27 protein-coding genes and 1 pseudogene are annotated in these 24,848 nt (G+C 68.8%); 13 read left to right on the top strand and 15 right to left on the bottom strand.

What is annotated here, in order from left to right:
• The first annotated feature begins 16 nt into the window (after nt 1-16).
• Both AC5Y4H_RS21990 and AC5Y4H_RS21995 read left to right on the top strand, forming a co-directional pair.
• Complete coding sequence (locus AC5Y4H_RS21990; RefSeq protein WP_499985032.1) at nt 17-511, top strand: cupin domain-containing protein; 495 nt, start codon at nt 17-19, stop codon at nt 509-511.
• A gap of 84 nt (nt 512-595) precedes the next feature.
• A complete protein-coding gene (locus tag AC5Y4H_RS21995; RefSeq protein WP_499985034.1) occupies nt 596-928 on the top strand; it encodes a hypothetical protein in 333 nt (110 codons plus the stop codon).
• Here AC5Y4H_RS21995 and AC5Y4H_RS22000 read toward each other — a convergent pair.
• Together AC5Y4H_RS22000 and AC5Y4H_RS22005 are read right to left on the bottom strand one after the other, a co-directional pair.
• Nucleotides 910-2,352 (bottom strand): flavin-containing monooxygenase, encoded by a 1,443-nt coding sequence (locus AC5Y4H_RS22000; RefSeq protein ID WP_499985036.1) that lies wholly within the window; start codon nt 2,350-2,352, stop codon nt 910-912. The two genes, AC5Y4H_RS21995 and AC5Y4H_RS22000, sit on opposite strands and share 19 nt — an antisense overlap.
• Nucleotides 2,352-2,831 (bottom strand): VOC family protein, encoded by a 480-nt coding sequence (locus tag AC5Y4H_RS22005; protein WP_499985038.1) that lies wholly within the window; start codon nt 2,829-2,831, stop codon nt 2,352-2,354. Before AC5Y4H_RS22005 ends, AC5Y4H_RS22000 begins: the two co-directional genes overlap by 1 nt.
• A 72-nt stretch (nt 2,832-2,903) precedes the next feature.
• Between AC5Y4H_RS22005 and AC5Y4H_RS22010 the strand changes: the two genes are divergently transcribed.
• Both AC5Y4H_RS22010 and moeA read left to right on the top strand, forming a co-directional pair.
• Entirely contained in the window at nt 2,904-3,842 is a 939-nt protein-coding gene (locus AC5Y4H_RS22010) for an SDR family NAD(P)-dependent oxidoreductase (protein ID WP_499985042.1), read from the top strand.
• A 19-nt stretch (nt 3,843-3,861) separates the two neighbouring features.
• Nucleotides 3,862-5,067 carry a molybdopterin molybdotransferase MoeA gene (gene moeA / locus AC5Y4H_RS22015; RefSeq protein WP_499985044.1) on the top strand — a complete coding sequence of 402 codons (1,206 nt, stop codon included), beginning with the start codon at nt 3,862-3,864 and terminating at the stop codon, nt 5,065-5,067.
• 48 nt (nt 5,068-5,115) lie between these two features.
• Here the strand turns inward: moeA and AC5Y4H_RS22020 are convergent.
• Nucleotides 5,116-5,463: pseudogene (locus tag AC5Y4H_RS22020) on the bottom strand (MFS transporter); the annotation flags it as partial.
• 65 nt (nt 5,464-5,528) lie between these two features.
• Between AC5Y4H_RS22020 and AC5Y4H_RS22025 the strand changes: the two are divergent.
• Genes AC5Y4H_RS22025 through AC5Y4H_RS22035 form a run of 3 tightly spaced genes read left to right on the top strand, consistent with a single transcriptional unit; the run spans nt 5,529 to nt 9,303 of the window.
• Nucleotides 5,529-6,251 (top strand): phosphatidylserine decarboxylase, encoded by a 723-nt coding sequence (locus tag AC5Y4H_RS22025; RefSeq protein WP_499985046.1) that lies wholly within the window; start codon nt 5,529-5,531, stop codon nt 6,249-6,251.
• Nucleotides 6,248-7,111: a CDP-diacylglycerol--serine O-phosphatidyltransferase gene (gene pssA / locus AC5Y4H_RS22030; protein WP_499985048.1), complete on the top strand. Its 864-nt coding sequence runs from the start codon at nt 6,248-6,250 to the stop codon at nt 7,109-7,111. Before AC5Y4H_RS22025 ends, pssA begins: the two co-directional genes overlap by 4 nt.
• A 35-nt stretch (nt 7,112-7,146) precedes the next feature.
• Nucleotides 7,147-9,303 carry an AAA family ATPase gene (locus AC5Y4H_RS22035; protein ID WP_499985130.1) on the top strand — a complete coding sequence of 719 codons (2,157 nt, stop codon included), beginning with the start codon at nt 7,147-7,149 and terminating at the stop codon, nt 9,301-9,303.
• Here AC5Y4H_RS22035 and AC5Y4H_RS22040 read toward each other — a convergent pair.
• The gene (locus tag AC5Y4H_RS22040) at nt 9,277-9,873 is read right to left on the bottom strand and encodes a TetR/AcrR family transcriptional regulator (protein ID WP_499985050.1); all 597 of its coding nucleotides are present in this window, start codon (nt 9,871-9,873) and stop codon (nt 9,277-9,279) included. The genes AC5Y4H_RS22035 and AC5Y4H_RS22040 overlap by 27 nt on opposite strands.
• A 21-nt stretch (nt 9,874-9,894) precedes the next feature.
• Here AC5Y4H_RS22040 and AC5Y4H_RS22045 point away from each other — a divergent pair, with 21 nt between their 5' ends.
• On the top strand, nt 9,895-10,728 hold the full coding sequence (locus AC5Y4H_RS22045) for a DUF2867 domain-containing protein (protein WP_499985052.1): 834 nt from the start codon (nt 9,895-9,897) through the stop codon (nt 10,726-10,728).
• Nucleotides 10,729-10,797: 69 nt separating this feature from the next.
• Here the strand turns inward: AC5Y4H_RS22045 and AC5Y4H_RS22050 are convergent, their stop codons facing one another.
• From AC5Y4H_RS22050 to napA, 7 genes are read right to left on the bottom strand one after another with little or no spacing between them, the layout of a single operon-like run.
• The gene (locus tag AC5Y4H_RS22050; protein ID WP_499985055.1) at nt 10,798-11,616 is read right to left on the bottom strand and encodes an enoyl-CoA hydratase-related protein; all 819 of its coding nucleotides are present in this window, start codon (nt 11,614-11,616) and stop codon (nt 10,798-10,800) included.
• Complete coding sequence (locus AC5Y4H_RS22055; RefSeq protein ID WP_499985058.1) at nt 11,613-12,635, bottom strand: TIGR03617 family F420-dependent LLM class oxidoreductase; 1,023 nt, start codon at nt 12,633-12,635, stop codon at nt 11,613-11,615. Before AC5Y4H_RS22055 ends, AC5Y4H_RS22050 begins: the two co-directional genes overlap by 4 nt.
• Before the next feature lie 23 nt (nt 12,636-12,658).
• Entirely contained in the window at nt 12,659-13,297 is a 639-nt protein-coding gene (locus tag AC5Y4H_RS22060) for an LON peptidase substrate-binding domain-containing protein (RefSeq protein ID WP_499985062.1), read from the bottom strand.
• The gene (locus tag AC5Y4H_RS22065) at nt 13,297-14,436 is read right to left on the bottom strand and encodes a glutamate--cysteine ligase (RefSeq protein ID WP_499985132.1); all 1,140 of its coding nucleotides are present in this window, start codon (nt 14,434-14,436) and stop codon (nt 13,297-13,299) included. Before AC5Y4H_RS22065 ends, AC5Y4H_RS22060 begins: the two co-directional genes overlap by 1 nt.
• Nucleotides 14,417-15,097, bottom strand: coding sequence for a superoxide dismutase[Cu-Zn] (gene sodC, locus AC5Y4H_RS22070; protein WP_499985065.1), 681 nt, complete (start codon nt 15,095-15,097; stop codon nt 14,417-14,419). Before sodC ends, AC5Y4H_RS22065 begins: the two co-directional genes overlap by 20 nt.
• 21 nt (nt 15,098-15,118) lie before the next feature.
• Nucleotides 15,119-15,595 carry a LytR C-terminal domain-containing protein gene (locus AC5Y4H_RS22075; RefSeq protein ID WP_499985067.1) on the bottom strand — a complete coding sequence of 159 codons (477 nt, stop codon included), beginning with the start codon at nt 15,593-15,595 and terminating at the stop codon, nt 15,119-15,121.
• Nucleotides 15,596-15,614: 19 nt separating this feature from the next.
• Nucleotides 15,615-15,923 carry a nucleoid-associated protein NapA gene (gene napA / locus AC5Y4H_RS22080; protein WP_067103956.1) on the bottom strand — a complete coding sequence of 103 codons (309 nt, stop codon included), beginning with the start codon at nt 15,921-15,923 and terminating at the stop codon, nt 15,615-15,617.
• 200 nt (nt 15,924-16,123) lie between these two features.
• Here napA and AC5Y4H_RS22085 point away from each other — a divergent pair, with 200 nt between their 5' ends.
• The 4 genes from AC5Y4H_RS22085 to AC5Y4H_RS22100 all read left to right on the top strand — a co-directional run bounded on the left by AC5Y4H_RS22085 (nt 16,124) and on the right by AC5Y4H_RS22100 (nt 19,081).
• On the top strand, nt 16,124-16,717 hold the full coding sequence (locus AC5Y4H_RS22085; protein WP_499985070.1) for a peptide deformylase: 594 nt from the start codon (nt 16,124-16,126) through the stop codon (nt 16,715-16,717).
• Nucleotides 16,717-17,631 (top strand): N-acetylglutamate synthase, CG3035 family, encoded by a 915-nt coding sequence (locus AC5Y4H_RS22090; RefSeq protein WP_499985072.1) that lies wholly within the window; start codon nt 16,717-16,719, stop codon nt 17,629-17,631. Before AC5Y4H_RS22085 ends, AC5Y4H_RS22090 begins: the two co-directional genes overlap by 1 nt.
• Before the next feature lie 68 nt (nt 17,632-17,699).
• Nucleotides 17,700-18,518, top strand: a complete 819-nt coding sequence (locus AC5Y4H_RS22095; RefSeq protein ID WP_499985134.1) for an exodeoxyribonuclease III — start codon at nt 17,700-17,702, stop codon at nt 18,516-18,518.
• A 116-nt stretch (nt 18,519-18,634) separates the two neighbouring features.
• Complete coding sequence (locus AC5Y4H_RS22100; RefSeq protein WP_499985074.1) at nt 18,635-19,081, top strand: hypothetical protein; 447 nt, start codon at nt 18,635-18,637, stop codon at nt 19,079-19,081.
• A gap of 22 nt (nt 19,082-19,103) precedes the next feature.
• Here the strand turns inward: AC5Y4H_RS22100 and AC5Y4H_RS22105 are convergent, their stop codons facing one another.
• A complete protein-coding gene (locus tag AC5Y4H_RS22105) occupies nt 19,104-19,352 on the bottom strand; it encodes an Rv1535 domain-containing protein (protein WP_499985139.1) in 249 nt (82 codons plus the stop codon).
• Nucleotides 19,353-19,424: 72 nt separating this feature from the next.
• Here AC5Y4H_RS22105 and AC5Y4H_RS22110 point away from each other — a divergent pair, with 72 nt between their 5' ends.
• Nucleotides 19,425-19,700, top strand: a complete 276-nt coding sequence (locus tag AC5Y4H_RS22110) for a hypothetical protein (protein WP_221046257.1) — start codon at nt 19,425-19,427, stop codon at nt 19,698-19,700.
• 4 nt (nt 19,701-19,704) lie between these two features.
• Here the strand turns inward: AC5Y4H_RS22110 and AC5Y4H_RS22115 are convergent, their stop codons facing one another.
• The 3 genes from AC5Y4H_RS22115 to AC5Y4H_RS22125 all read right to left on the bottom strand — a co-directional run bounded on the left by AC5Y4H_RS22115 (nt 19,705) and on the right by AC5Y4H_RS22125 (nt 24,726).
• The gene (locus tag AC5Y4H_RS22115; RefSeq protein WP_499985077.1) at nt 19,705-23,580 is read right to left on the bottom strand and encodes a SpoIIE family protein phosphatase; all 3,876 of its coding nucleotides are present in this window, start codon (nt 23,578-23,580) and stop codon (nt 19,705-19,707) included.
• Entirely contained in the window at nt 23,577-23,936 is a 360-nt protein-coding gene (locus AC5Y4H_RS22120) for an STAS domain-containing protein (protein WP_499985079.1), read from the bottom strand. The genes AC5Y4H_RS22115 and AC5Y4H_RS22120 overlap by 4 nt, the downstream gene beginning before the upstream one ends.
• Before the next feature lie 130 nt (nt 23,937-24,066).
• Nucleotides 24,067-24,726, bottom strand: coding sequence for a PAS and ANTAR domain-containing protein (locus AC5Y4H_RS22125; protein ID WP_499985082.1), 660 nt, complete (start codon nt 24,724-24,726; stop codon nt 24,067-24,069).
• Nucleotides 24,727-24,848: the final 122 nt, after the last annotated feature.

Here is a 24,848-nt window from a genome sequence, read left to right on the forward strand (position 1 = left end):
TGCGCACACTGGAGGCATGTCCCTCGTCGTGCCGCCCTACCCACCAGCCCGATACACCAAAGACGAACCGGAGGTCAGCGCCTGGCTCAAGCGGGCCGATCAGCCGCCCGACTACGAGACGTCCGGGGTCAAGTACCACTACCTGGCCAACCAGCAAGACACCGCCGGCGACTACGGCCTCTATCGCGTCGACATCGCCCCGGCCGGCGGCGGACCCCCGGCGCACTTCCACCGCGCCATGTCCGAGGCGTTCTTCGTGTTGTCCGGAACGATGAAGCTCTACGACGGCACCCAGTGGACGGACGGCCACCAAGGCGACTTCCTCTACGTCCCGCCAGGCGGCGTGCACGGTTTCCGCAACGAGGCGGACGAGCCGGCGTCGATCCTGATGTTGTTCGCCCCCGGCGCACCGCGCGAGGCGTACTTCGAGGGCTTCGGGGCACTGGCCGACATGACCGACGACGAGCGCCGGGAATGGTTCATTCGCCACGATAATTTCTGGGTGCAGTAAACCCTGGCGTTAACGCGAGATTTCCTCTGCCGTAACGTTTCTGCTTATCCTTCGCCGCGAGGCCGATGCGCGTAGGGTGTGGCCGTGCATACGGGAAAGCCGTCGAAGCGGGCTGCGGCCTGGATGCGGCAGCGGATCGATTGGTCGATGAGCGCACCGGTGATGATCGATCTGCGGATCAAGCGGCGAAAACCCCGGAGCACGCCGGCCTTTCGGCCGCACCCACCGGCGCCGGTCGCCGCGCGGGCGCCGGTCGCCGGCGTCATCGGCTATCAGCGCGGCGGGCGTGGACTACGTGAGCGGGCGCGGGCACGCTTGACCCTCGCACCGCCCGCGGTGACCCGACGGCCGCGCGCGTCGGGTCACCGTCGGCGCGCTGCCGCCGTCGCGGCCAAGAACTACGGACGCAGCAGATAATCCTCGGCGACCATGCCGCGAGTGCGCTCGAAGAATGTCCGGCCGCTGTAGGGCAATTGGGTGACGACCTTTCCGCTGGGATGTCGAAAGTAGTTGGTACAGGCCAGCCAGACCTTGCCCGTCATCGCGGCCTGGATCTCGTCGTTGTAGCGGCGCTGCGCCGCGGCCGTCACCTCGACGGTGCGCGCCCCCCGGGCGCCCATCGCGTCCAGGATGTGCCGAACGAAGGTCGTCTGCGCCTCGTGGATATAGATGATCGAGTTGACGCCGTTGGTGTTAGGGCCATACAGCACAAAGAAATTCGGATATCCCGTAACAAGCGTGCCCAGGTAGGCCTCGGCGCCGTCACTCCAGTCGTCGCGCAGGTGGCGGCCACCGGCGCCGTACACGTCGATGCTCGCCAGGTAGTCGGCGGCGGTGAACCCGGTGCCATAGATGATGGTGTCGACGCGGTGTTCGACGCCGTCGACGGTTCGCACGCCGCGTTCGGTCAGTTCGGCGATGGGCGTTGTTTCCAGGCTGACGTTGGGCAGCGCGAACGTCGGATACCACTCGCGCGACATCAGCGGCCGCTTGCATCCGGCGGGATAGTTCGGTGTCAGCTTGGCACGCAACTCGGGGTCGGCCACCTTGCGGGCCAGATAGCTGCGGGCAAGCTCGGTCGCTTCGAGGGTCTGCGGGTGGCCGACGTCGAAGCTGGCCGACTCGTAGGCGTCGAAGGCCTCGTCGCGCAGCTTCTGCGCGGCGGCCGGGTCACGTTCGAACAGCTCGTGCTGATCGGCGGTGAACGGGAAGTCGAATCGGGGCGCGATCCATATCGGTGTCCGCTGAAACACGGTCAGGTGGGCGGTCTTTCGCGCTATCGCGGGCACGTATTGAATCGCGCTGGCGCCGGTGCCGATGGAAGCGACGCGTTCTCCGTCGGTCGACTTGCTGTGATCCCAGCGCGAGGAATGAAACTGGCGCCCACGAAAGCGCTTAGCCCCCAAGATGTCCGGAACGTACGGCACGTCGAGCATACCGACAGCGCTGACCACCACATCGAAGTCGTACTGTCGGCCGTCAGCACTGGTCAGCGTCCAGCGGCGCCGCGAGTCCGACCAGCGCGCGGCGGTGATCGTGGTGTTGGCTAGCAAGTGTCTGGCCAGCCGGTGGTCGGCCGCCACCCTCTCGAGATAGGCGAGGATCTCGGGCTGGTTGGCATACGTCTTGCTCCAACGAGGGTTGGGCGCAAAGGAATACGAGTAGAGGTGGGACGGAACGTCGCAGGCCGCGCCAGGAAAGGTGTTGTGGCGCCAGGTCCCGCCGAATCCGTCGGCTCGGTCGAAGATCGTGAACTCGTAGCCCGCGTCGGCGAGCTGGATCCCCATCGCGATGCCGCCGGCGCCGGCGCCGATGATCCCGACCGAGGGCTTCGGGCCCACTATGCCCACTGCGCAAAGTACGGTCGCCCGGGCCGGCTCTTTTCCACCAGGATGAACACCACGCCCCATGGATCGACGAACCAGGTGGTACGAAGCCGCGCCACGTCCGCGATTCCGCTGACCAGGAAGCGCACCCCCTTGGACTCCAGTTCCGCGCGCGTGGCGTCGATGTCCGCACAGATCAGCCCGATGTGCGAGAGCCCGGGGTCGGTCAGCGTCCGGCCGTCATCGGGCGGCCCGTTTTCGACTCCGAGGTATTCGATCACCTCGAGCACCCCGTCGCCGTCGTCTTCGAATCCGAGGATGGCCGCTTTCATGCTGGGATCGGCCATCAAATCACCCATGTCCTCGCGAATGTCGTTGCCGGACATGACATACGGCGGCGAGAGGACGCGCAGGCCCAACACGTCTCGGTAGAACGCCACCGCGGCCTCGCAATCCGGAACGCACACCCCGGTGTGAGCCAAACCGGTAATCACGTTCTCACCTTACGTCGTCCGGCCCACCCGCCCATCCGGCGGCGGCAGAACCGAATGAGTATGTTTTGGGCCATGCCTTCCAACGACGAAGAGACCCGCTCATGGTCGGAGGGTGACGTCCCGGATCAGAGCGGCCGCGTGGTCGTCGTCACCGGCGCCAACACCGGCATCGGTTACGAGGCTGCGGCCGTACTGGCCTACCGCGGCGCCCACGTCGTGCTCGCGGTGCGCAACCTGGAGAAGGGCAATGCGGCGCTGTCGCGCATCGTCGCCGCCAGTCCGCGCGCGGATGTCACGTTGCAGCATCTGGATCTGACCTCCCTGGACTCCATCCGCTCGGCCGCCGACGCGCTACGCGCGGCCTACCCGCGTATCGACCTGCTGATCAACAACGCGGGGGTGATGTGGACGCCCAAGCAGGTCACGCAGGACGGGTTCGAATTGCAGTTCGGCACCAACCATCTGGGGCACTTCGCGCTGACCGGGCTGCTCCTGGAAAGCCTGCTGGTGGTGCGGGATTCGCGGGTGGTGACGGTCAGCAGCCTCGGGCACCGACTGCGGGCGGCGATTCACTTCGACGACCTGCAATCCGAACACGGCTACGACCGGATCGCCGCCTACGGGCAATCCAAGCTGGCCAACCTGCTGTTCACCTACGAGCTGCAGCGACGGCTGGCGGCCAAGCCCGACGCGAAGACCATTGCCGTCGCGGCGCACCCGGGCGGTTCCAACACAGAGCTGGCCCGCAACCTGCCGAGCGTCTTCCGTCCGGTGAAGGCCGTGCTGGCCCCCGTGCTGTTCCAGAGCCCGGCCATGGGCGCGCTGCCCACACTGCGGGCCGCCACCGACCCTGCCGTCGAGGGCGGCCAGTACTACGGCCCGTCCGGCTTCCTCGAGCAGCGGGGCCGCCCGAAGCTGGTGAAATCCAGCGCCCAGTCCCACGACGAGAAGCTGCAGCGCCGGCTCTGGGCCGTCTCCGAGGAACTCACCGGCGTCAGCTTCCCGGTCTGACGCGCGGATAATGGCTTCGATGCGTTCAGTCGCCGAACATCAGCGGGTCGTCACCGAGTTGATCCGTGCGCGCCCGCCGGTCTCGGTTCCCCTAACCGACGCTCAGGGCATGGTCTTGGCCGAGGACGTGGTGGCGCCGCTGGCGTTGCCGGTCTTCGACAACTCCGCGATGGATGGCTACGCGGTGCTCGCCGAAGACACGACCGGGGCCACGCCGGAGAATCCGGTGGTGTTGCGCGTCGCCGAGGACATTCCGGCCGGGCGCACCGACGAACTGACGTTGCAGCCGGGGACGGCGCACCGCATCATGACGGGCGCACCGCTGCCGGCGGGGGCTACGGCCGTCGTGCCGGTGGAGGACACCGACGGCGGCGTGGACGTGGTGTCGATCCGCGCGCCCCGCGAGGCGGGCAGGCACATCCGCCGCGCGGGTGAGGACGTCTCCCCCGGCACCACGGTCTTGCGCCAGGGTCAGGTCGTGACGCCGGCCGTGCTCGGCCTGGTGGCGGCGCTGGGCATCGCCGAATTGCCGGTGATCCCGCGCCAGCGGGTGCTGGTGATCTCGACCGGATCGGAGCTGGTGACACCGGGCACGGCGCTGCTGCCGGGGCAGATCTACGAGTCCAACTCGATCATGCTGGCCGGCGCCGTCCGGGACGCGGGTGCGGATCTGGTAGCCGTCGCGACGGCGGAAGACGAAGTGGCCCAATTCAGTTCGATCATCGACCGATACGCGGGCGACACCGACCTGATCATCACCAGTGGCGGCGTCAGCGCCGGCGCCTACGAGGTGGTCAAGGACGCGTTCGGGCGCGAGGGCGACCAGGGCGTGGAATTCGTCAAGGTCGCCATGCAGCCGGGCATGCCGCAGGGCGTGGGACGGGTTGCCGGCGCCACGATCGTCACGCTGCCCGGCAACCCGGTCAGCGCCCTGGTGTCTTTCGAGGTGTTCATCCGGCCCGCGCTGCGTAGGGCGATGGGCCTGCCGGACCCGGAACGCCCGCACCGCACGGCGGTCCTCGCCGAGTCGCTGACGTCGCCGCCCGGCAAGCGACAGTTCCGGCGCGCGGTGCTCAACCAGGACGCCAGCACGGTCACCAGTTACGGACCACCGGCGTCTCACCACCTGCGCTGGTTGGCATCGGCGAACGGACTGCTGGACATCCCCGAGGACGTCGTCGAGGTGCCCGAGGGAACCCAACTGCAGGTCTGGGACCTGCGTTAGCGGGCTCACTAGGCCGCGGGCGTGGCCACGTCGCGATGGAACTCGTCGGCCTTGTCGAAAGCCCCACAGCGCCAACGCACCGAACAGGGCGGCGACGGACCTTGCCAGGCCGACCGTCGTTCCGGCCACGACATAGCCCGCCACGGTGACCGGGATCAGCCGGCGGCTGCCCCAGCGGGGCAGCGCCCAGTGGCTGAGCAGGGTGGCCACCACCGATCCCAGCGGCGCGCCGAACAGCGCCGTTCCAAGCGCCGCGTCGGAAAGGCCGAGCTCGGCCTTGACGTGGGGAATGTGAGCGGCCCAGGAGGAGAACACCAGACCGTGCGCGATGAATACGGCGGTGACCGTGACTTTCACCCCAAGCAGCTGTGGTGCTCGCCAATCGTCCGATTGCATGTCGAAGGTGGGCGTTCCCTCTGCGGGCGGCCACGAATCAGTCGTGCGCTCCGTAAGATGGCCGCGTGGCACGACGCCCTCGCACTATCGGCCCCTCTGCTCAGGATCCGGGCTTCAGCCCGCAGCATGCGCTGGACCTGGTGCGCTCCGCCATCCCACCGGTGCATCCGGCGGGACGTCCGTTCATCGGCGCCGGACTGGCGCTGGCCCTCGTGGGGCGCAAGCACCGATGGGTGCGACGGGCGGGCCTGCTGGCCGCGGGCGCCTGCGCGGGTTTCTTCCGTCACCCACCGCGAGTGCCGCCCACCCGGTCCGGCGCGATCGTCGCACCCGCCGACGGCGAGATCTGCGTGATCGACTTCGCCGCCCCGCCGGCCGAACTGAGCATGGGCGACGGGCCATTGCCGCGAGTCAGCATCTTCCTGTCGCTGTTGGACGCCCATGTGCAGCGCGCCCCGGTTAGCGGCGAGGTGCTCGCCGTGCAGCACCGGCCGGGCCGATTCGGCTCGGCCGACCTGGCCACGGCGAGCACCGAGAACGAACGCACCAGCCTGCACCTGCGCACCGCCGACGGCGCGGACGTCATCGCGGTGCAGGTCGCCGGGTTGCTCGCCCGGCGCATCATCTGCGACGCCCACGTCGGGGACAAGCTGTCGATCGGTGACACGTACGGCCTGATCCGGTTCGGATCCCGGCTGGACACCTATCTGCCTGCGGGGTCGGAACCGCTGGTGAAAGTCGGCCAGCGCGCGATCGCCGGCGAGACCGTCTTGGCCGAACTGCGATGATCAGCAAGCCGCGCGGGCGCCCGGCGGTCAACCTGCAGATCCTGCCGAGCGCCATGACGGTGCTCTCCATCTGCGCGGGACTGACTTCGATCCGGTTCGCCCTCGAACACCAGCCCAAGGCCGCGATGGCGCTGATCGCCGCGGCCGCCATCCTCGACGGACTCGACGGGCGGGTGGCGCGCATCCTGGACGCCCAGTCGCGGATGGGCGAAGAGATCGACTCGCTGGCCGACGCGGTGAACTTCGGCGTGACCCCGGCGATCGTGCTCTACGTGACGCTGCTGACCACGTCGCCGGCCGGGTGGGTGGTGATCTTGCTTTATGCCGTCTGCGTGGTGTTGCGGCTGGCGCGATTCAACGCCCTGCAAGACGACGGCACCCAGCCCTCCTACGCGCACGAATTCTTCGTCGGCATGCCCGCGCCGGCCGGCGCGATCTCGATGATCGGTCTCATCGGGCTCAAGCTGCAGTTCGGCGACGGCTGGTGGACGTCGCCGCTGTTCCTGTGCATCTGGATCACCGGGACCTCGATCCTGATGGTCAGCAAGATCCCGATGCGCAAGATGCACGCGGTCGCGGTGCCGCCGAGTTGGGCGGCACCCCTGCTGGCGGTCCTGGCCATCTGCGCGGCCGCGGCGGTGCTGGCGCCCTATCTCTTGATCTGGGTGATCATCGTCGCCTACCTGTGTCACGTGCCGTTCGCCATCCGCAACTCGCGCTGGCTGGCCGCGCACCCCGAGGCGTGGGACGACGAACCCCGGCAACGCCGCGCGGCGCGGCGGGCGATCCGCCGGGCACAGCCCAACCGCCGGTCGGTGGCGCGGCTGGGTCTGCGCAAGCCGGGCAGGCGCTTGCCGTGAGTCGCTCCGGCGGCGACGCAGACCGCTCCGCCTCGATCCGTCAGCTGACCCTGACCGCCCGGCTGAACACCTCGGCCGTCGACTCCCGTCGCGGCGTCATTCGGTTGCATCCGAACGCCATTGCCGCACTGGGGATTCGGGAGTGGGACGCGGTGTCGCTGATCGGGTCTCGCACCACGGCGGCCGTCGCGGGCCTGGCCGGCCCGGGCACACCGGTCAGCACCGTGCTGCTCGATGACGTCACGCTGTCCAACGCGGGACTGCGCGAGGGAACCGCGGTGGTCGTCGGCGCGGTCACCGTCTACGGCGCGCGGTCGGTGACGCTGTCCGGCTCGGCGCTGGCCACCCAGTCGGTCACGCCCGTCACGCTGCGACAAGCCTTGCTGGGCAAGGTGATCACCGTCGGCGACGCCGTGTCGCTGCTGCCCCGCGACCTCGGTCCAGGCACCTCGACGTCGGAGGCCACCCGCGCGCTGGCCACCGCGGTGGGCATCAGCTGGACCTCGGAACTGCTCACCGTCACCGGCGTCGAACCCGAGGGACCGGTGAGCGTGCAACCCAACTCGCTGGTCACCTGGGGCGCCGGTGTTCCGTCCGGCGCCGGGGCATCGCCGCACATTTCGGTCGAGATCGCCAGGCCGGAGATGGTCGTCGAGGAATTGAAAGGCACGCAGCCGCAGGCGGCCAAGCTCGTCGAATGGCTCAAGCTGGCCCTGGATGAACCGCACCTGCTCAAAACCCTGGGTGCCGATGCCAACCTGGGTGTGCTGGTATCGGGCCCGGCCGGTGTGGGCAAGGTGACGCTGGTGCGTGCGGTGTGCGGTGACCGCAGGCTGGTCACGCTGGACGGCCCGGAGGTCGGCGCGCTGGGCGCCGAGGATCGGCTCAAGGCAGTCGCTTCGGCGGTGCAGACGGTCCGCGACGGGGGCGGCATGCTGCTGATCACCGACGTCGACGCCCTGCTGCCCGCCACCGCCGAGCCGGTGGCCTCGCTGATCCTGGGCGAGCTGCGTACCGCCGTGGCCAGCGAGGGCGTCGCCCTGATCGCCACGTCGGCGCGGCCCGACCAGCTCGATGCCCGGCTGCGGGCCCCCGATCTGTGCGACCGCGAGCTGGGCCTGCCGCTCCCCGACGCCGGCACCCGCAAAGCGCTGCTGGAATCGCTGCTGCGAAACGTGCCGACCGGCGATCTCGACCTCGACGAAATCGCTTCTAGGACACCGGGTTTCGTCGTCGCCGACCTGGCCGCGCTGGTGCGCGAGGCGGCGCTGCGGGCGGCGTCGCGGGCCAGCGCCGACGGCCGGGCGCCCGAGCTGAAACAGGAGGACCTGACCGGTGCGTTGACCGTCATCAGGCCGCTGTCCCGCTCGGCCAGTGAGGAAGTCAGCGTCGGCAACATCACGCTCGACGACGTCGGTGACATGGCCGAGGCCAGACAGGCGCTGACCGAGGCCGTGTTGTGGCCGCTGCAGCACCCCGACACCTTCGCGCGGCTGGGGGTGGAGCCGCCGCGCGGGGTGCTGCTGTACGGGCCGCCGGGCTGCGGCAAGACCTTCATCGTGCGGGCGCTGGCCAGCACCGGACAGCTGTCCGTGCACGCCGTGAAGGGCTCCGAGCTGATGGACAAATGGGTGGGCAGCTCCGAAAAGGCTGTGCGCGAGCTGTTTCGGCGCGCCCGGGATTCGGCGCCGTCGCTGGTGTTCCTCGACGAGGTGGATGCGCTGGCGCCGCGGCGCGGGCAGAGCTTCGATTCGGGCGTGACCGATCGAGTGGTGGCCGCGCTGCTGACCGAGCTCGACGGCGTCGACCCGCTGCGCGACGTGGTCGTGCTGGGCGCCACCAACCGGCCCGACCTCATCGATCCCGCGCTACTGCGCCCGGGCCGGCTGGAGCGGCTGGTCTTCGTCGAGCCGCCCGACGGCGCGGCCCGTCGCGAAATCCTGGGCACGGCAGGCAAATCCATTCCGCTGAGCGCCGACGTCGATCTGGACCAGGTGGCGGCCGGACTCGAGGGCTACAGCGCCGCCGACTGCGTCGCGCTGCTGCGAGAGGCCGCACTGACCGCCATGCGTCGATCCATCGACGCCACCGACGTCACGGCCGCCGACCTCGCGGCGGCACACCAAAACGTCCGCCCCTCGTTGGATCCCACCCAAGTCGAGTCGCTAAGGGCGTTCGCCAAAGCTCTGTAGCACGGCCAGGGCCGAGGCCGCCACGTCCCTTTCGAGCCAGGCCGGCATCGGGTCGTCGTGCGCGTGGCGCCGCACCACGGCGTAGGGCAGGTCGGCGACCGCCCGCGCGACGGCGTCGATCGATCGCGCCTTGGTGTTCCCATACAGCTGCCGGGCCAGATCCGCGACGCGCTGCGTCAGCGGGGCGTTCATCGCGGCGAGCGTCCGCTGGAATGCCGCGTCCGGCTCGTCGTCGAGCAGATCACCGGGCCGGATCGTCAACAACAGCCGGGCATCCTCGGGCAGGGCGCGGGCGAAGCCGACGGCGGACACGGCCATCGCCACGGCGGTGTCCGTCGGGGTGTCGCCGTCGGCGGCGAGGGCCCGCGCCTGGAAGCGTTCCAGCGCGCGCAGCCACGCCGCGGTCAGGATGCCGTCGCGGTTGCCGAATCGGTGATACAGCGTGCCCGCGGGCGCGCCACTGGCTCTCGCGATGGCGGCCACGCTGGGCGCGCGCGGGCCGCCGTCGAGCACCAGCGCTCGGGCTGCGTCGAGGATCACATCGGTTTCGTGCTTCCGTGGAGGTGCCACGATCTAGTACATTCCTTCTATATGGAACGATTACCCTATATCGACGAGCATGCCATAACCATCGACGCCGGCCGCGAAGACGCGTGGGCGGGGCTGCTGCGGGTGATGTGCCGCGATGCGCACGACCCGTCGACCGTGCCGTTCGGCTTCACCCTGGACGAGGCCCGACCACCGGCACGATTCGCGCTCAAGGGCCGCCACTGGTTCGCCGTCTACCGATGGGTCTTCGAGTTGGACGCGCTCGACGGCCCCGCGCGCACCCGGCTGCGGGCGGGGACCTGGGCGGACTTCCCCGGTATCCATGGCAAGGCCTATCGGGCGCTGGTGATCGGCACCGGCGGGCACCGGATCGTCGTGCGGCGGACCCTGAAACGTGTTGCCGCGGCGGTGCTTGACGCGCGGGCGCAGACCGGCGAGGCCGCGGCCGACTACGTGGACGTCTTCGAGGTGCCCATCGCCGCCGGCGACGCACGCACCGCAGAACAAGCCTTTCGCGACGGGCTCGGTAACAGGCCGGGAGCGGGCGGGCGCCTGGTGCTGTGGATCCACCACCACGTCTTGAGGTTGCGGCTGGGTCCGCCCCGCTCCGCCGGTCACCTCATCGGCTGGCCGATCGTTCGTTCGGATCCCGACGAGCTGGTGTTGGCGACGCGCGGGCCGCTGATGCGCGGCGAGCTGACGCTGCGCCGCCAGGACGGCCGGCGGGCGGTCCTCACCACCCGTCTGCACTACCGCCGCCGGGTCGCCGCCAAGGCGGTCTGGGCGTTGGTCGGTCCCGTGCATCGGATGGTGGCGCCCCGGCTGATGCGGCGCAGCGCGAGCCGAGGCGTCCGCGCCATGGCGGAGATGAGTTAGTCCGCATAACCAAACGAGCGGCCGAACTGTGGGAACTCTCCGAAACGCTCTGCGCCACAACATGATCACTCATAGCTCGGGAAGCGGAGACCATTCGCGGGACAGCCGCGCGGTGAAGCGGGGCGGCCGGTGCTCGAGGAATGCGGCGACGCCCTCGGCGGCGTCACCGCCGCCCATCACCCGTTCGTGCAGAAGGGTTTCCAGCGCGGCGACCTGTCGCGGCGTGTAGCGATTGATCGCGCTGTCCCACAGCAGGCGTTTGCACAGCGCGGCCGACATCGGCGCCACGTTGACGGCGATGTCGCGCGCCACGGTCAGCGCGTGGTCGAGCACCTGCTCGGCGGGCAACGCGCGGTTGGCGATCCCGAGCGCGGTGGCCTCGGCACCGCCGAACGTGCGGCCGGTGATCAGGATGTCGGCGGCCACCCCCAGGCTGGTCAGCTGGGCCAGCGTCCAGTGCGCCATGCAGTCGGGTAACACACCCCGGCGGACCTGCACCGCACCGTATTTCGCGTCCTCGGCGACGAGCCGGATGTCCGCTTGCAGCGCGATGGTCAGCCCGATGCCGATGGCGTGGCCGTTGACGGCGGCGATCACCGGTTTGCGCAACTCGAACGCCGCCGGGTTGATCGGCGAAGCCGAGAACGTGCCGTCGTCCGCGGGTGCATCGAACGGGCTTGTGTCGCCAGAGAAATCGGCCCCGGCGCAAAAGGCGCGCCCGGCGCCGGTGAGCACGATGGCCCGGACGTCGTCGTCCTCGTCGCAATCCCGATAGGCCCGGCTCAGCAGCGCGCCCATCCCGGCGGTGTAGGCGTTGAGACGGTCGGGCCGGTTGAGCGTGAGCACCGCCACGCCCGAATCGATTTCGACGGTCAGGTCGGTGCTCATGGCAGCGCGGGCACCCGGTGCAGGGCGCCGATCATGTCGGCGACGTCGGCGGGGCGGGGGGCGTAGCCGGGGAAGTAGCAGCACACCTCGTCGGCGTGCTCGCCGAACCGGGCGGCGATCTGCTGCGCGCATTCCTCGGGCGTTCCGACGATCCCGATCCGGGCAACCATCTCGTCGGTGACCAGCCGGCGCATCTCGGCGAAGCGGCCCTGCTTGGACAGCGCGTTGAGTTCGGGTTGGACGTCGGCCCAGCCCTCGACCTGCAGCACGGGCAGGTAGGCCGGCGTCGAGCCGTAGAACGCGATCAGGGCAGCCACCCCGTCGAGCGCGGTCGCCAGGTCGGCCTCGTCGCGGCCGACGGCAACCATGGCCTGGGCGACGATCTGGAACTCATCGAACCCCCGCCCGGAGCGGCGCAGCCCCTCGCCGATTGCGGGCACGGTGCGTTCGGCGAAGTGGTTGGCGCTGTTGAACGGCATCACCAGGAGGCCGTCGGCGACCTCGGCGGCGGTGCGCGTCATCACCGGCCCCAGCGCGCCCAACAGCACCGGCGGGGGTCCGAACGGGTTGGGGCCGGGGTTGAAGTTGGGCGCCATGATGGTGTGCGTGTAGAACTCGCCGCGAAAGTCCAAGCGCGCCTGACCTTCCCAAGCAGCGAAGATCGCCTTGATCGCGGCGATGGCTTCGGACATCCGCGGCGCCGGCCTGTCCCAACTACTGCCATAACGCTTTTCGATGTGCGCCTTGATCTGCGACCCCAGGCCGAGGCGGAACCGGCCGCCGCTGTAGAGCTGCAGGTCATAGGCGGAGTGCGCCATGTGCAACGGACTGCGTGGCGGGGCGATCGCCACGTTGGTCATCAAGTCCAGGCCGGTCGTTCCGGCCGCGATCAGCAGCGGGAAGAAGACGTCGTGCTGGCCCTCGAAGGTGAACAATCCGTCCGCGCCGGTCGCGGCGATCTCGGCGGCCCTCGCCGCCGCCTGCACCGGTGAACCGCTGACCTGAAGCTGTACCTTCATGCACCCGCCCTTCACGCGCCCGGTCACTCGGAAAGCTGAAACTCCACCACTTCGGCGACCGCGTCCACGGCTTCGCGCAGCGCGGCAAGGCGGTCGGCGGCCCCGGGCGCCGACAGCACCGAGTAGCGGTCGGCGGTGCCGATGGGAATGCGAGACGCCAACGCGAACAAGCGCTGCCCCACCGGACCGGTCCGGTCATGCCCGAGTATTACCTCGCGACCCGGGAGCTTGATGTCGCGCGCCTGCGCGATCCGCTCGAAGAGGGCCATGGCGCGGTCTTCGACGTCGAGCAGCTCGGCGTCCGACACCGCATCGCCGGGCTCGTCGGGCCACAGCTCGACCGCCGCTCGCGGATACGGGTCGTCGGGCAGCCACTCGGACACCCGAATACGTTCTCCCGTACGGCAATTCATCGTGTATCGCCCCTCGCCATGGTCGATGCAGTCGGCAATCCGGGACAAAACGCCGATGTCGCAACGCGCATCACCGCCACCCACCTCGCGTCCGCGCGAAATCAGTACCACCCCGAAGGGATCACCGGTGTCCATGCAGTGCCGCACCAGCGCGCCGTAGCGTGGCTCGAAGATCCGCAACGGCAGGTCCTGGTCGGGCAGCAAAGCCGACTCCAGCGGAAACATCGCCAGCTCGAGGGATTCGGTCATCAGATCTCCAGTTCGGCCACCAGCGCGTCGACGACCGCACGCAGGTCGCCGTCATGTTCTTCGGCCACCCTGCGCTGCCGCTGGTAGGACGCGCCCTGCCGCGGGATGTCGGCCACCGCGGCCAGCTCGTCGACGCAATTCAACTTCTTGGCCACCGGCTCCAGCCGGTTCAGCACCTCGTCGAGATCCTCGGTGACCAACCGCTCGTTGCTGTCGGCGTCGAGGATGATCACCGCGTCCAGGCCGTAGCGGGCGGCGCGCCACTTGTTCTCCTGGTTGTGCCACGGCGGCATGCTCGGCAACGACTCGTCGGCCTCGAGTCTGCGGTCCAGGTCGACCACCAGGCAATGGGTCAGCGCGACCAGCGCGCCCAGCTCGCGCAGGTTGGACACGCCGTCGCAGATCCGCATTTCGAGGGTGCCCAAGTGTGGTGAAGGCCTGATGTCCCAACGGACTTCGTCGACGTGGTCGATGATGCCGGTCTTCTTCTGGTCGTAGACGAAACGTTCGAACTCCGCCCACGTCTGGAATTGGAACGGCAGCCCGGCGGTCGGCAGTTGCTGAAACATCATCGCGCGGTTGCTGGCGTATCCGGTGTCCACGCCCGTCCACCACGGCGACGACGCCGACAGCGCCAGCAGGTGCGGGTAATAGTTGAGCAGCGACGTCATGATCGGCATCACCTTGTTCGGCGAGGAGATGCCGACGTGCACGTGGACACCCCAGATCAGCATCTGCCGTCCCCACCATTGGGTGCGCTTGATGAGTTCGGCATAGCGCGGGGCGTCGGTGAACTTCTGAGAACTCCACTGCGCGAACGGGTGTGCGCCGGCGCAGAACAGCTCCATGCCGCGATCCCGGACGACGCGGCGCGCCGGCCCGATGGTCTGGCGCAGGTCCTCCATGGCCTCGCCCGCGGTGCGGCAGATGCCGGTGACCACCTCGACGGTGTTGCGCAGCAATTCCTTGTGCACGCGCGGGTTTTCGCCGATCTCGGCGATCACCGCGGTGGCTTCGTTGCTCAGGTCGCGGGTGTGCGCGTCGACGAGCGCGAACTCCCACTCGACCCCGAGGGTCGGCCGTGGTGAACGGGCGAAGTCGATGCGCGAGTTGGCCCTGTTAACCGGCACCGATGACACCGCACGCCACCCGCTTGCCGGGGTCACCGGTACTCGTCGTCATGTCGTTCGGGCCCGGCGTGCCACTGGTCTGGTTGCTGCCCGCTGAAGGGGCGTTGGCGGAACTTGCCGCACCGGCGTGAATGATGATCGCGGTCTTCTGCCCCGTGAGCAGGTCCTGCATGGCGAACGCGTCCGTGGTGGTCATCATCGTTCCGGAGCCGTCCTTGCGGACCTGCAAGGGGGGCAGGTCTCCACTGGCGGGCTCGCCGGTGTGACCGGGGGCCTGGAAATGGTCGCCGGCGGAAAGGAAGTCCCCCGGGGCGCCGCCGGTCGGGGCCACCGAGTTGGGCTCGCACTTGCCGACTTTGTGGATGTGCACGTCGTGGAAGCCGGGCGTAAGCACGCCGTTGGCGGTCGTCTCGATGGTGATGGTGGCGTAGCCGTTGTTGAATTCGAATTTCGCGGTGGCGACCTGGGTGCCGTCCGGCGCCTTCAGGTGCGTGATCATGCCCGGGGCCGCCTCGGCTCCGGGCTCCGAGGCTTTGTCGCCCGACGGTGACGGCGATCCGGTCCACACCGCGGGGGTGGTGCCCGGAACCGACGACGCGTGCTGGGGCGACGAACAGGCGCCTAGCAGCAGGGCGCAACCGGCCAGAACCAACGGGGGCAGCTTAGGCATAGCCAGCAGCCTATCGCGCAGTCAGCCCGCGACGAGGACGATGACACCCGGCGGCTCGCCGCTGAGCGCGGGAATTCGCGGTTCGACGGGTGCGCCCAGGCTCTTGCCCACCGCATCGGCCGTCGCGTGCTCGTCACCGGCGTCGGTGTAGTAAACCGTGGTGGCCGAGACGTCGGGCACGGTCATGTTGTCGACTTTGGTGACTTTGAATCCGGCTGACGTCAGCTGGTCCTTGGTGCGCGCTGCCACACCCTCTTTCGAGGAGATGTTGTAGATCTGCACCTCGGCCTGGGTGCTCGCCGGCTTGTTGGTGGCGGACGTCGTCGCCGAGCTGGTTTGGCTGGCGCTGGACACCGCTGACGCGGAATCGTCGTCAGAGCTCCCGGAAGACCCCAGCGCCTGCCAACCGAGCAGCAGGAAAATGACGCCGAGGAACAACAGCACCATCACCATTGCCCGCAGCGGCAGCCCGGTGGAGTCGGGAACTCGTTCTTTCATCGAGCCCTACTGTAACGAGTCAGGTCACCTCGAAGCCGAGGCGCCGCGCCGCGCGGGCCTTCTGCCTGCTGGCGCGCAGCCGGCGCAGCCGTTTCACCAGCATGGGGTCGGCGGCCAGGGCCTCGGGCCGGTCGACGAGCGAATTGAGCACTTGGTAGTAACGCGTCGCCGACATCGAGAACAACTCCTTGATGGCGTCTTCCTTCACGCCCGCGAACTTCCACCACTGGCGCTCGAAGGCCAGGATGTCGTGCTCGCGGCGGGTCAGCCCATCTGCGATCTCAGAGTCGTCCCCCGATCGATTTGCCCGCGCCATGGCGCTGTCCATATCGCTTCCCCTGGACCCTTCCGGCGAATTCCGAACTGCTCGAATGACTTGACTTAGCTAAGGGCGTGTTTCGGCGAATATTGAAACACGCGCCAAACCCTCAAGCCGTCATCCAGACCCGCGAGTCGGCCGATTGACCAAGATTGCCCAGACCGATCGCAGGCTGGGTGCCCCACCGGCGTGCGGTAGCTTAGCCGACCATGGCAGTCGTTGCGATCCGCATCGTGGGAGATCCCGTCCTGCACACCCCGACACAGCCGGTGCCAGTCGCTGCCGACGGCTCGCTGCCGGCGGATCTGGCCGAGCTGATCGCGAACATGTACGACACCATGGATGCGGCGCACGGGGTCGGGCTGGCCGCCAACCAGATCGGGGTCGGCTTGCGGGTCTTCGTCTACGACTGCGCCGAAGAGCGGGGCCGCACCGACCGCCGGCGCGGTGTCGTCGTCAACCCGGTCCTGGAAACCTCCGAGATACCGGAGACCATGCCCGACCCGGACAACGACGACGAGGGCTGCCTGTCGGTGCCCGGCGAGTCCTTCCCCACCGGCCGCGCCAAGTGGGCCCGTGTCACCGGCCTCGACGCCGACGGCAAGCCGGTCACCATCGAAGGCAACGACCTGTTCGCGCGCATGCTGCAGCACGAGACCGGGCACCTGGATGGTTTCCTGTACCTGGATCGCCTCATCGGGCGGCACGCCCGCAGCGCGAAACGCGCCGTCAAATCCCACAACTGGGGCGTTCCCGGCCTCTCCTGGACACCCGGCGAGGGACCAGATCCGTTCGGTCACTGATGGTTTCGTGGCCCGACCCGGGAACCAGGGTGACGGTTCGTTATCGCCGCCCGGCCGGTTCGGTGCCGCCGTTGACCGATGCGGTCGGCCACCTGCTCGCGGCCGACCCGATGGTGCGGGTGCGGACGAAGACCGGCGCGATCGTCGAGTTCGCCCCCTCCGATGCGGTCGCGCTGCGGGTGCTCACCGACACTCCGGTCCGCACGTCGCATATCCGCGCGCTCGAGCATGCCGCCGCCGCGGCCTGGCCGGGCGCGGAGCATCTGTGGCTGGACGGCTGGCTGCTGCGGGCCGGTCTCCCTACCAGTAAGGGCGTCGGGCTCGCCGCGAATTCCGCAGTGCCGCTGGGTCTTTCCGCTCAAGCGAGCACCGTGCCCGCGATCGTCGACTGGTATGAAGACCGCGGCCTGACGCCACGACTTGCCGTGCCCGACCGGGTGCTGGTGCTCCCGCCCGGCTTGGCGGTCGAACGCACGGAACAGGTTGTGGTGCGCGATCTTTCCGGCGTGGCCGTCCGCGATGCCGGCCGGTCCGTCACAGTGTCACCGCGCCCCGATGACGCGTGGCTGCGGATATCCGGTGGCACGGTTGCGGTCGAGGTGCTCACCGCCGTCATCGACGGCGAGCTCGCGTTCGGGATGCAAGGCGACATCGCGGTCGCGCGTGCCGCCGTGACCGAGGCGCCCGATGGCGCGCGATGGGTGGGCGTCTCGGCCGTGCGCTCCGCGACGGGAGCCGGCGAGCGGTCGGCGGCGGAAGTATGCGAGGCGTTGTTGGCCTGGGGCGCCGATCGCGGTGCGACGCGCGGCTATATGCGAGTGCCCGACACCGGCGCGACGACGTTCTTCGCGGTGCTGGGATTCCGCCTGCACCACCGCCGTCGCTACCTCCCGGTGCCGCGGGCTAGCGTCTAGCCATGCCCGAGCCGACTATTGATGGCGGCGATCAGCCGCTTCCGGCTTCGCCGCGCTCGCGATCGCTGCTGCGGATAGCGACCTGGAATGTCAACTCGATTCGTTCCCGGCTGCCCCGCGTCACCGACTGGCTGGCCCGCGCCGATGTCGACGTGCTGGCCATGCAGGAAACCAAATGCTCCGACGGACAGTTCCCCACGTTGCCGTTCTTCGAACTCGGCTACGAGGTGGCCCACGTCGGTTTCAACCAGTGGAACGGCGTGGCGATCGCCTCACGCGTCGGCCTCGACGATGTGCAGATCGGATTCGACGGCCAGCCCACCTGGAGCAGCAAGCCAGAAGTCGCCGCCACCGCGGAAGCCCGTGCCGTGGCCGCCACTTGCGGCGGCATCCGGGTATGGAGCCTCTACGTTCCCAACGGCCGGTCTCTGGGCGACCCGCATTACACGTACAAACTCGAATGGCTTGCCGCATTGCGTAATTCGGCGTCGCACTGGTTGCGCGACGATCCCACCGCGGCGATCGCGCTCGCCGGCGACTGGAATATCGCCCCGCAAGACGACGACGTCTGGAGTATGGAGTTCTACACCGGCGCCACGCATGTCTCCCAGCCGGAGCGCGACGCGTTCCACGCCATTGTCGAGGCGCAATTCACCGATGTGGTACGCCCTTTCACGCCGGGGCCCGGTGTCTACACGTACTGGGACTACACCCAATTGCGGTTCCCGAAGCGACAAGGCATGCGCATCGATTTCATCCTGGGCTCACCGGCTTTGGCGGGCCGCGTTGTCGACGCGCAGATCGTCCGCGAAGAACGCAAAGGCAAGGCGGCCAGCGATCACGCGCCGGTGCTCATCGATGTGAGGCGTGACGGGCCACGTCCATAACGGCCGGGCGGACCGCACCTCACATCAAGCTCAGGCAATTCTCATGCGGATTCTCGTTGTATGCGCGATGACATGGTGGCAGGCTTTGAAAATCACAGCAAAGACAGGGAGTCATCATGAGTGTCATCGGCGGAGCAGTCCGCGGCGTGAGTCAGGCGGTGAACCGCGCGGCGACCGCGACGACCGCGGCCGCCGGTGCCGTGGGTGGCGCGGCGGTCAACGGTGTCATCGGCGGCGTCACCGGAGCCGCGGAGGGCGTCAAGCGCGGCATGAACAGCGGTAGCCACTCGGCGCCCGCGGCGGCGCTTGCCTTCGGCGCGCTGGGCGTCGCCGGATTGGTCGAGTGGCCGCTGCTGCTGGCGGTCGGTGGCAGCGCTCTGCTGTTGCAGAAGTTGAGCCGCAAGCAGGAGGGCGAGACCCGCGCGGCCAAGGCGAACCTCAAGGCGGTGCCCGCGCAGCCGGCGCCGCGAAAATCGGCGCCCGCGAAAACTCCCGCCAAGTCCACGGCCAAGAAAACGACCGGACGCCGGGCGGGCGCCACGAAGTTGCGCAGCACCAACTAACGCCGCTCAGCCGGTCGCTTGGCTATACCGCCGGGTCCAGTTGCCGCAACGGCAGGCGCACCACCCGGTCGTTGGAGTGGGCGGATGGATCCGGACAGATCGGGCCCCGAACCGACCGGGCCCGCGCCGTCGCACCGAGACGAGGCACCCGATCGTCGTGCCGGATCTCGACAACCCCGACGCGCCACAACAGCGCATAGAGTTCGATTAGCGGCACCCTCAGCACCGAAGCAAACGACGAAACTAGCGGATCGCCCCCGGTGTCGGTCATCGTCGACATAAGTCCGACGGTGGACGCGCGACCCAGCGAGATGGGAAACCCTTCGTTACCGAAAGGCAAATGATGGCGGAAAAGAAGTCGCGGCGCGGCACATCCCAGCGCGAGGCGGTGGAGAAGGTCCGCGAGGGCGAAACCTTTGTGGTGAACCTGCCGGCGGTCGGCCAGGTGGAAATCCCCAGGCCAGAGCAGCTGGCGTACTTCGGCGGCCTGGCGGCGCTGGCGGCCCTCGAACTCATCGACTGGCCGGTGGCCCTGGTCATCGCCGCCGGACATTTTTTGGCAAGCAACCACCACAACAAGCTGCTGGAGGAGCTCGGCGAGGCGATGGAGGAGGCCTAGCCGGTCAGCTCGCGGCCGAGCTTCCCGCGACCGCATGGTCGAAACGCAGGGTGACCCGGGTGCCGGCCGGGGTGCGCCGCGTCTCGACGTCGTCGGCCAACCCGCTCATCAGGGTGAGCCCGCGCCCGCGCCGGCGGCTGCGCAGGCTGGCCGACGAATCCCCGACCCACCGCCCGGTGTCACTGACCGTGATCACGACGGTGTCCTGCTGCAGAAAGGCCTCGACCGACACCGTCTCGCGTGGCTCGTTTCGGCTGCCGTGTTCGATCGCGTTGGTGACCGCTTCACCGGTTGCCAGCAGGATGTCCGTTTCGCGGCGCGGCGCTACGACGATGGTGTTCAGCCAATCGCGCAGCTGCTCGCGCGCGACGGGAATCTGAGCGGGTGCGGCCGGCACCACCGTGGCGAAGCTGCCCGCGGCCACGTGGCTCGGCCGTAGCGCGAGCACCACGACGTCGTCGCGGTAGCCCGCGGGCGGGGCCATCCGGGCCAGCAACTCCGCGCAGATCTGTTCCACCGGCAGCCCGGCGCATTGCGCCGCGACCGCCTGTAGCCGGTCGAATCCGTCGTCGAGCGACTCGCCGGACCGTTCGATGAGTCCGTCGGTATAGAGCAGGATCAACCCGCCCGCCGGCAGCTCGGCCGTCGCGGTGTTGCCGGGCGGTTGGTAAGCCGCGTCGTGGACGGCGTTTCCCGTCACCGACACCGGGGCACGCCGGCCGGACTCGAGATAGAACGCCCGCCCGCCGGGCAGCACCAGCAGCGGATAGGGGTGCCCGGCGCAGCTGTAGCTGACGGTGGCGGCGTCGCCGCGGGCTTCGGTGTCGATCTGCGCGTAGGCCACCGTCGCGCAGCGCGCGCCGTCGACGCTGGCGGCGTAGCGGTCCAGCGCGCCCAGCACGGCGTCCGGTTCGCCCGCGGTGAGCGCGGAGGCGGCGACCGCGGCACGCAGCCTGCTCATCACGATCGCTGCGGCCAGGCCGTGCCCGACCACGTCACCGACCGATACCGCGATCCGGCCGGGGTGATCCAGCGGGGTGACCGAATACCAGTCGCCGCCGACCCGCATCGCCTCCCCGGCCGGCTGGTAGACGGCCGCCACGACTGCGGCGGTGGAACCCCGATCCAGGTCGAGCAGGTGTTCCTGGAAGTCGATGGCGATCTCGTGTTCGCGGGCCATCAGACGAACCCGGTCCAGGGCCGAGGAGGTCAGCTCGCCCATGCGGGCGAAGGCTTCGAGTTCGGCGGTGTCGAATGTGCGCGGAGCCGGCCACAGCAACGCCAGCACACCCAGGATGCGGCCGGTGTCATCCCGCAGTGGGTGGACCACGCAGGCGCGGATGCTCGCCGCGCTGTCCCGCACGGCGTGCTCGTACCGCGGGGGCAGCTCGAACGTGTCGCTGACGATCATCGACTCGCCGGTGCGCGCGACATCGGCTCCGATCAACGGGGCGTCGAGTGCGACGACGTGGTAGCGGTCGCGGAATTCCGACGGCAGATCGCCGGCGTATTCGAACCTCAGGTACTGCTCGCCGTCGACGACTCCGATCGCGACCGCACCGGCGTCGCCCGAGCCGAAGGAGGAGCCCAGGAGGGCGTCCATGATTTCGCCGACCGAGCCCGCGCCCTGCAGCGCCGAGTCGAGGCGCACCAGATCGGCCGCCAGGCCCGACTGTGCCTCGCGACGCTGCCGGTCACGCTCGCGGCCCACGGCGGCCAACCTCGACGCCACCCGGTCGATCAGCTCTTGGGATCGAAACGGCTTGGGCAGGTAGTCGTCGGCCCCGCCGGCGTAGCCCTCGTCGACGGCCTCGGCGCCGGCGCGGGCGGACAGCATCAGGATCGGCGTCGCCGCCAATTCCGGGTCGGCGCGCACGGCGGCGACGAATCCGAAGCCGTCGAGCCCGGGCATCATCACGTCGGTGACGATCGCGTCCGGGCGCAGGTTGCGCGTCGCCGCCAGCGCCGACTCCCCGTCGCCGACCAGAGCCGTCTCCCAGCGGGCCGACAGCACCCGGTCCAGGTGCGCCCGCATGTCGGCGTTGTCGTCGGCGATCAGCACCAGTTGGCGGGCTCTTGCGGGCGCGACGGTGACGGTTTCGGCGGTCGTCATCACCCACTGACTGGCCTCGGCGACATAGGGATTGGTCTCATCCAGCCCGGCGGGCGACGGGTCGACGACCGCGCGCGAGACCGATCGCGGCACCCGGATGGTCACGGTCGTCCCGCGGTCCACTTCGCTGTCGATCCCCACCGTGCCGCGGTGCAGTTCGACCAGCCCACGGACCAGGGACAACCCGATTCCGGTGCCCTCTACGCTGCGGCCGCGAACGTTGTCGGCGCGGTAGAAGCGCTCGAACAGCAGCTTGACATCGTCGGCGCCGATCCCGACCCCGGTGTCGCGCACAGCGATCACGCAGTCCCCGGCCTCCGTTCGCACCTGCACCGAAATCGTGCCGTGAAGGGTGTATTTGACAGCATTGGACAGCAGGTTGAGGACGATGGTCTCCCACATCCCCGGATCGACGTCGGCCAGGGCCGGCGCGCAGTCCAGCTCGAGCTCGAGCCCGGCGCGGCGACACAGCTCCGTGAACGAGGACGCGATGTGCGCGGTGAGCGCGCCGACGTCGGTGCATACCAACTTCGCATCTGCCCGGCCGGCCTCGATGCGGGAGAAGTCGAGCAGCGAGTCGACCAGGCGCTGCAGCCGCCGCGCGTTGCGGCTTGCGGTCGTAAGCCGCTCCGCGAGAACGCTTTCCGGCGCGGCGTCCAACAGCGCGTCGTCCAGCGGTCCGAGCAGCAGGGTCAGCGGGGTGCGAAACTCGTGGCTGACATTGGTGAGGAAGGCGGTCTTTGCCCGGTCCAGCTCGGCCAGGACATCGGCGCGGTGCCGTTGCTGCTCGTAGGAGACGATCGAGGCGAAGGTCGACGTCAACTGGTCTGCCAACAGCTGGCAGAACCCCTGAAATTGCGTGTCGAGGGGGCGCCGCGGGCTGGCGCCGACTACCAAAGCCCCCGCGGTCGAGGCCTCCCCCAGCGGCAACACCAGTATCTGCTGCGGACAGTCGGCGCCCAGGACCTCGTCGATACCGGGAATCGCGTCCGCGACGTCCTCGATGACCTGCGTTTCGGCCCGGGACCGCGTCGTCGCATCCGTGCTGGTCAGCTGCGCCAGTTCGCTGGGCAGCAGCGCCAGCACCGATGGCGTCGCGCCGCGCAGCGTGACGTCCCCCGTCTCGGAGGCGTCGGCGTACACGGCGATGAACGACAGTTCGGCGGGCTGCGCTGCGCACACCCTGACCGCGACGCCGACCGCGTCGTCGATGCTGCGACTCTCGACTATCGCCGAGCCGACGGTGTTGAGCAGATGCAAGCGGCGCTCGCTCAAGACCCGCTCGGTGGTCTCTGTGACCGCGCAGAAAATCCCAGAGACGTCGCCGCTCGTGGCGATCATCGGGCCGTAGGTGAAGGTGAAATATCGGTCTTGCCGTCGGCCTTCGATCATCATGGACAGCAACAGGTCGCGCGACCACGTTGCCTGACCGGTCGCCACGACCCCCGCGAGCATCGGTCCGATGGAGTCCCAGATGTCCCACCACACTTCCCGGCCGCGCCGCCCCAGTGCGGCCGGATGCTTGTCGGCCAGAGCAGATATGTAGGCATCGTTGTAGACGAGGAAGAGATCCTGCGGCCCCAGCCACAGCACGATCGGAAACCGCGACGTCAGCGCCGTCGTCACCGCCGCACGGAATTCTGCCGGCCATTGGTCCGGCGGCCCCAGCGGATGAGTGTCCCAGTCGAACTCGGCGAACCGCCGGCCCATCTCACCGCCCAAGGAAACAGCAGCGGCCAGGTCAGCCGGCAGTCGCGAGTCCGTCACTGTCGTCTTCGTTGCAACGCCGCGGACAGTGTGGGGTAGATGTCGAAGACGCGGTCCAGTTCGGTGACCTGGATCGGTCGCAGCACCTGGTCGTGGTCGGCGACCAGGCGGACCGACGTCCCCCCGGCTTTTCCGCCCTCGTGACAGTCGAGCACCGCGTTCAGCGCCGCGCTTCCGAAGAAGTCGACAGCCTGCAAATCGATGATCACCGGCCGGACCGGCTGCGCCGCGGCCAGCCCGAGCGCGGTGGTCAGCTGAGCGGCAAGCTCACCGACGGTACTGGAGTCGACATCGCCTTTGACGCTCACAATCACCGCATCGTCGTGGGCCTCGTGTTCGACCGCCAACAACTTCATGCCTTTCGCCACAGCCAACGTTGGGATCTGCAGCCGCTAAGCCCGATGACGCGGCGGGGATGCGCCGTGACGCATCGCAGATCACCCGAGATTAACCCCTACCCGAACTGCTCGTTTGCCGATTCGCCCGTTACCCGGTGGGCTCGGGCGGAATCCTCTCGTGCACGGTCAGCAGCAAATGGTCGAACTGACTCTGCAGAGAGGCCGCCGGTGCCTGCAGAGTGGCCACTTCGGTGAGCAACTGCTTGGCTAGCGCACGCAGTTTCACATTGGTTTGTTGCGACCGCCACTGCAACACCCCAAACGCCTGCTCGGCGCTGACCCGGTAGACGAACATCAGCACGCCCTTGGCCTGCTCGATGGCCGCGCGATTCTCGAACAGGTCCGGCAGCGCCGTGTCGAGCACCGCCTGCCGGGTCTCGTCGAAGGTGTCGGTGAGGTCGATGTAGTAACCCTCGGTGCCCAGCACCGCTCCCGACTCATCGCGCATGCGATCGGCGACGACAATCGCGTCGTGCACCCTGCCCGCGGTGTCGATGAACCGGTGCCTGCTCGAGAACGACTCCTCGGACTGCAACGCGTAGTCGAGCAGCTCCTGCACATGCGCGCGGTCGTCGGGATGTTTGTGGGACATCAGCAGTGTGGTCGTCGGCTCGACCTCGCCCGGTTCGTAGCCGTGCATCCTGGCAACCTCGTCCGACCATTCCCAGCGTTGACCCACGAACCAGAAGCGGAACGCACCGACGTTCAGATACCCGGGGGCCGGCTCGACGGGATCGGAAAACCGCACGCCACCCCCTTCGGTTGACGATTCCCCTGTTCGTCCGCCCTGTTGCACGTTTGCATTTTTCCACCCGGGGAATGTTTTCGGCTACCGCCCCGGCAGAAACCGCCGTCGACCATGTCACTCGG

This window comes from Mycobacterium sp. NGS58, assembly GCF_059812385.1.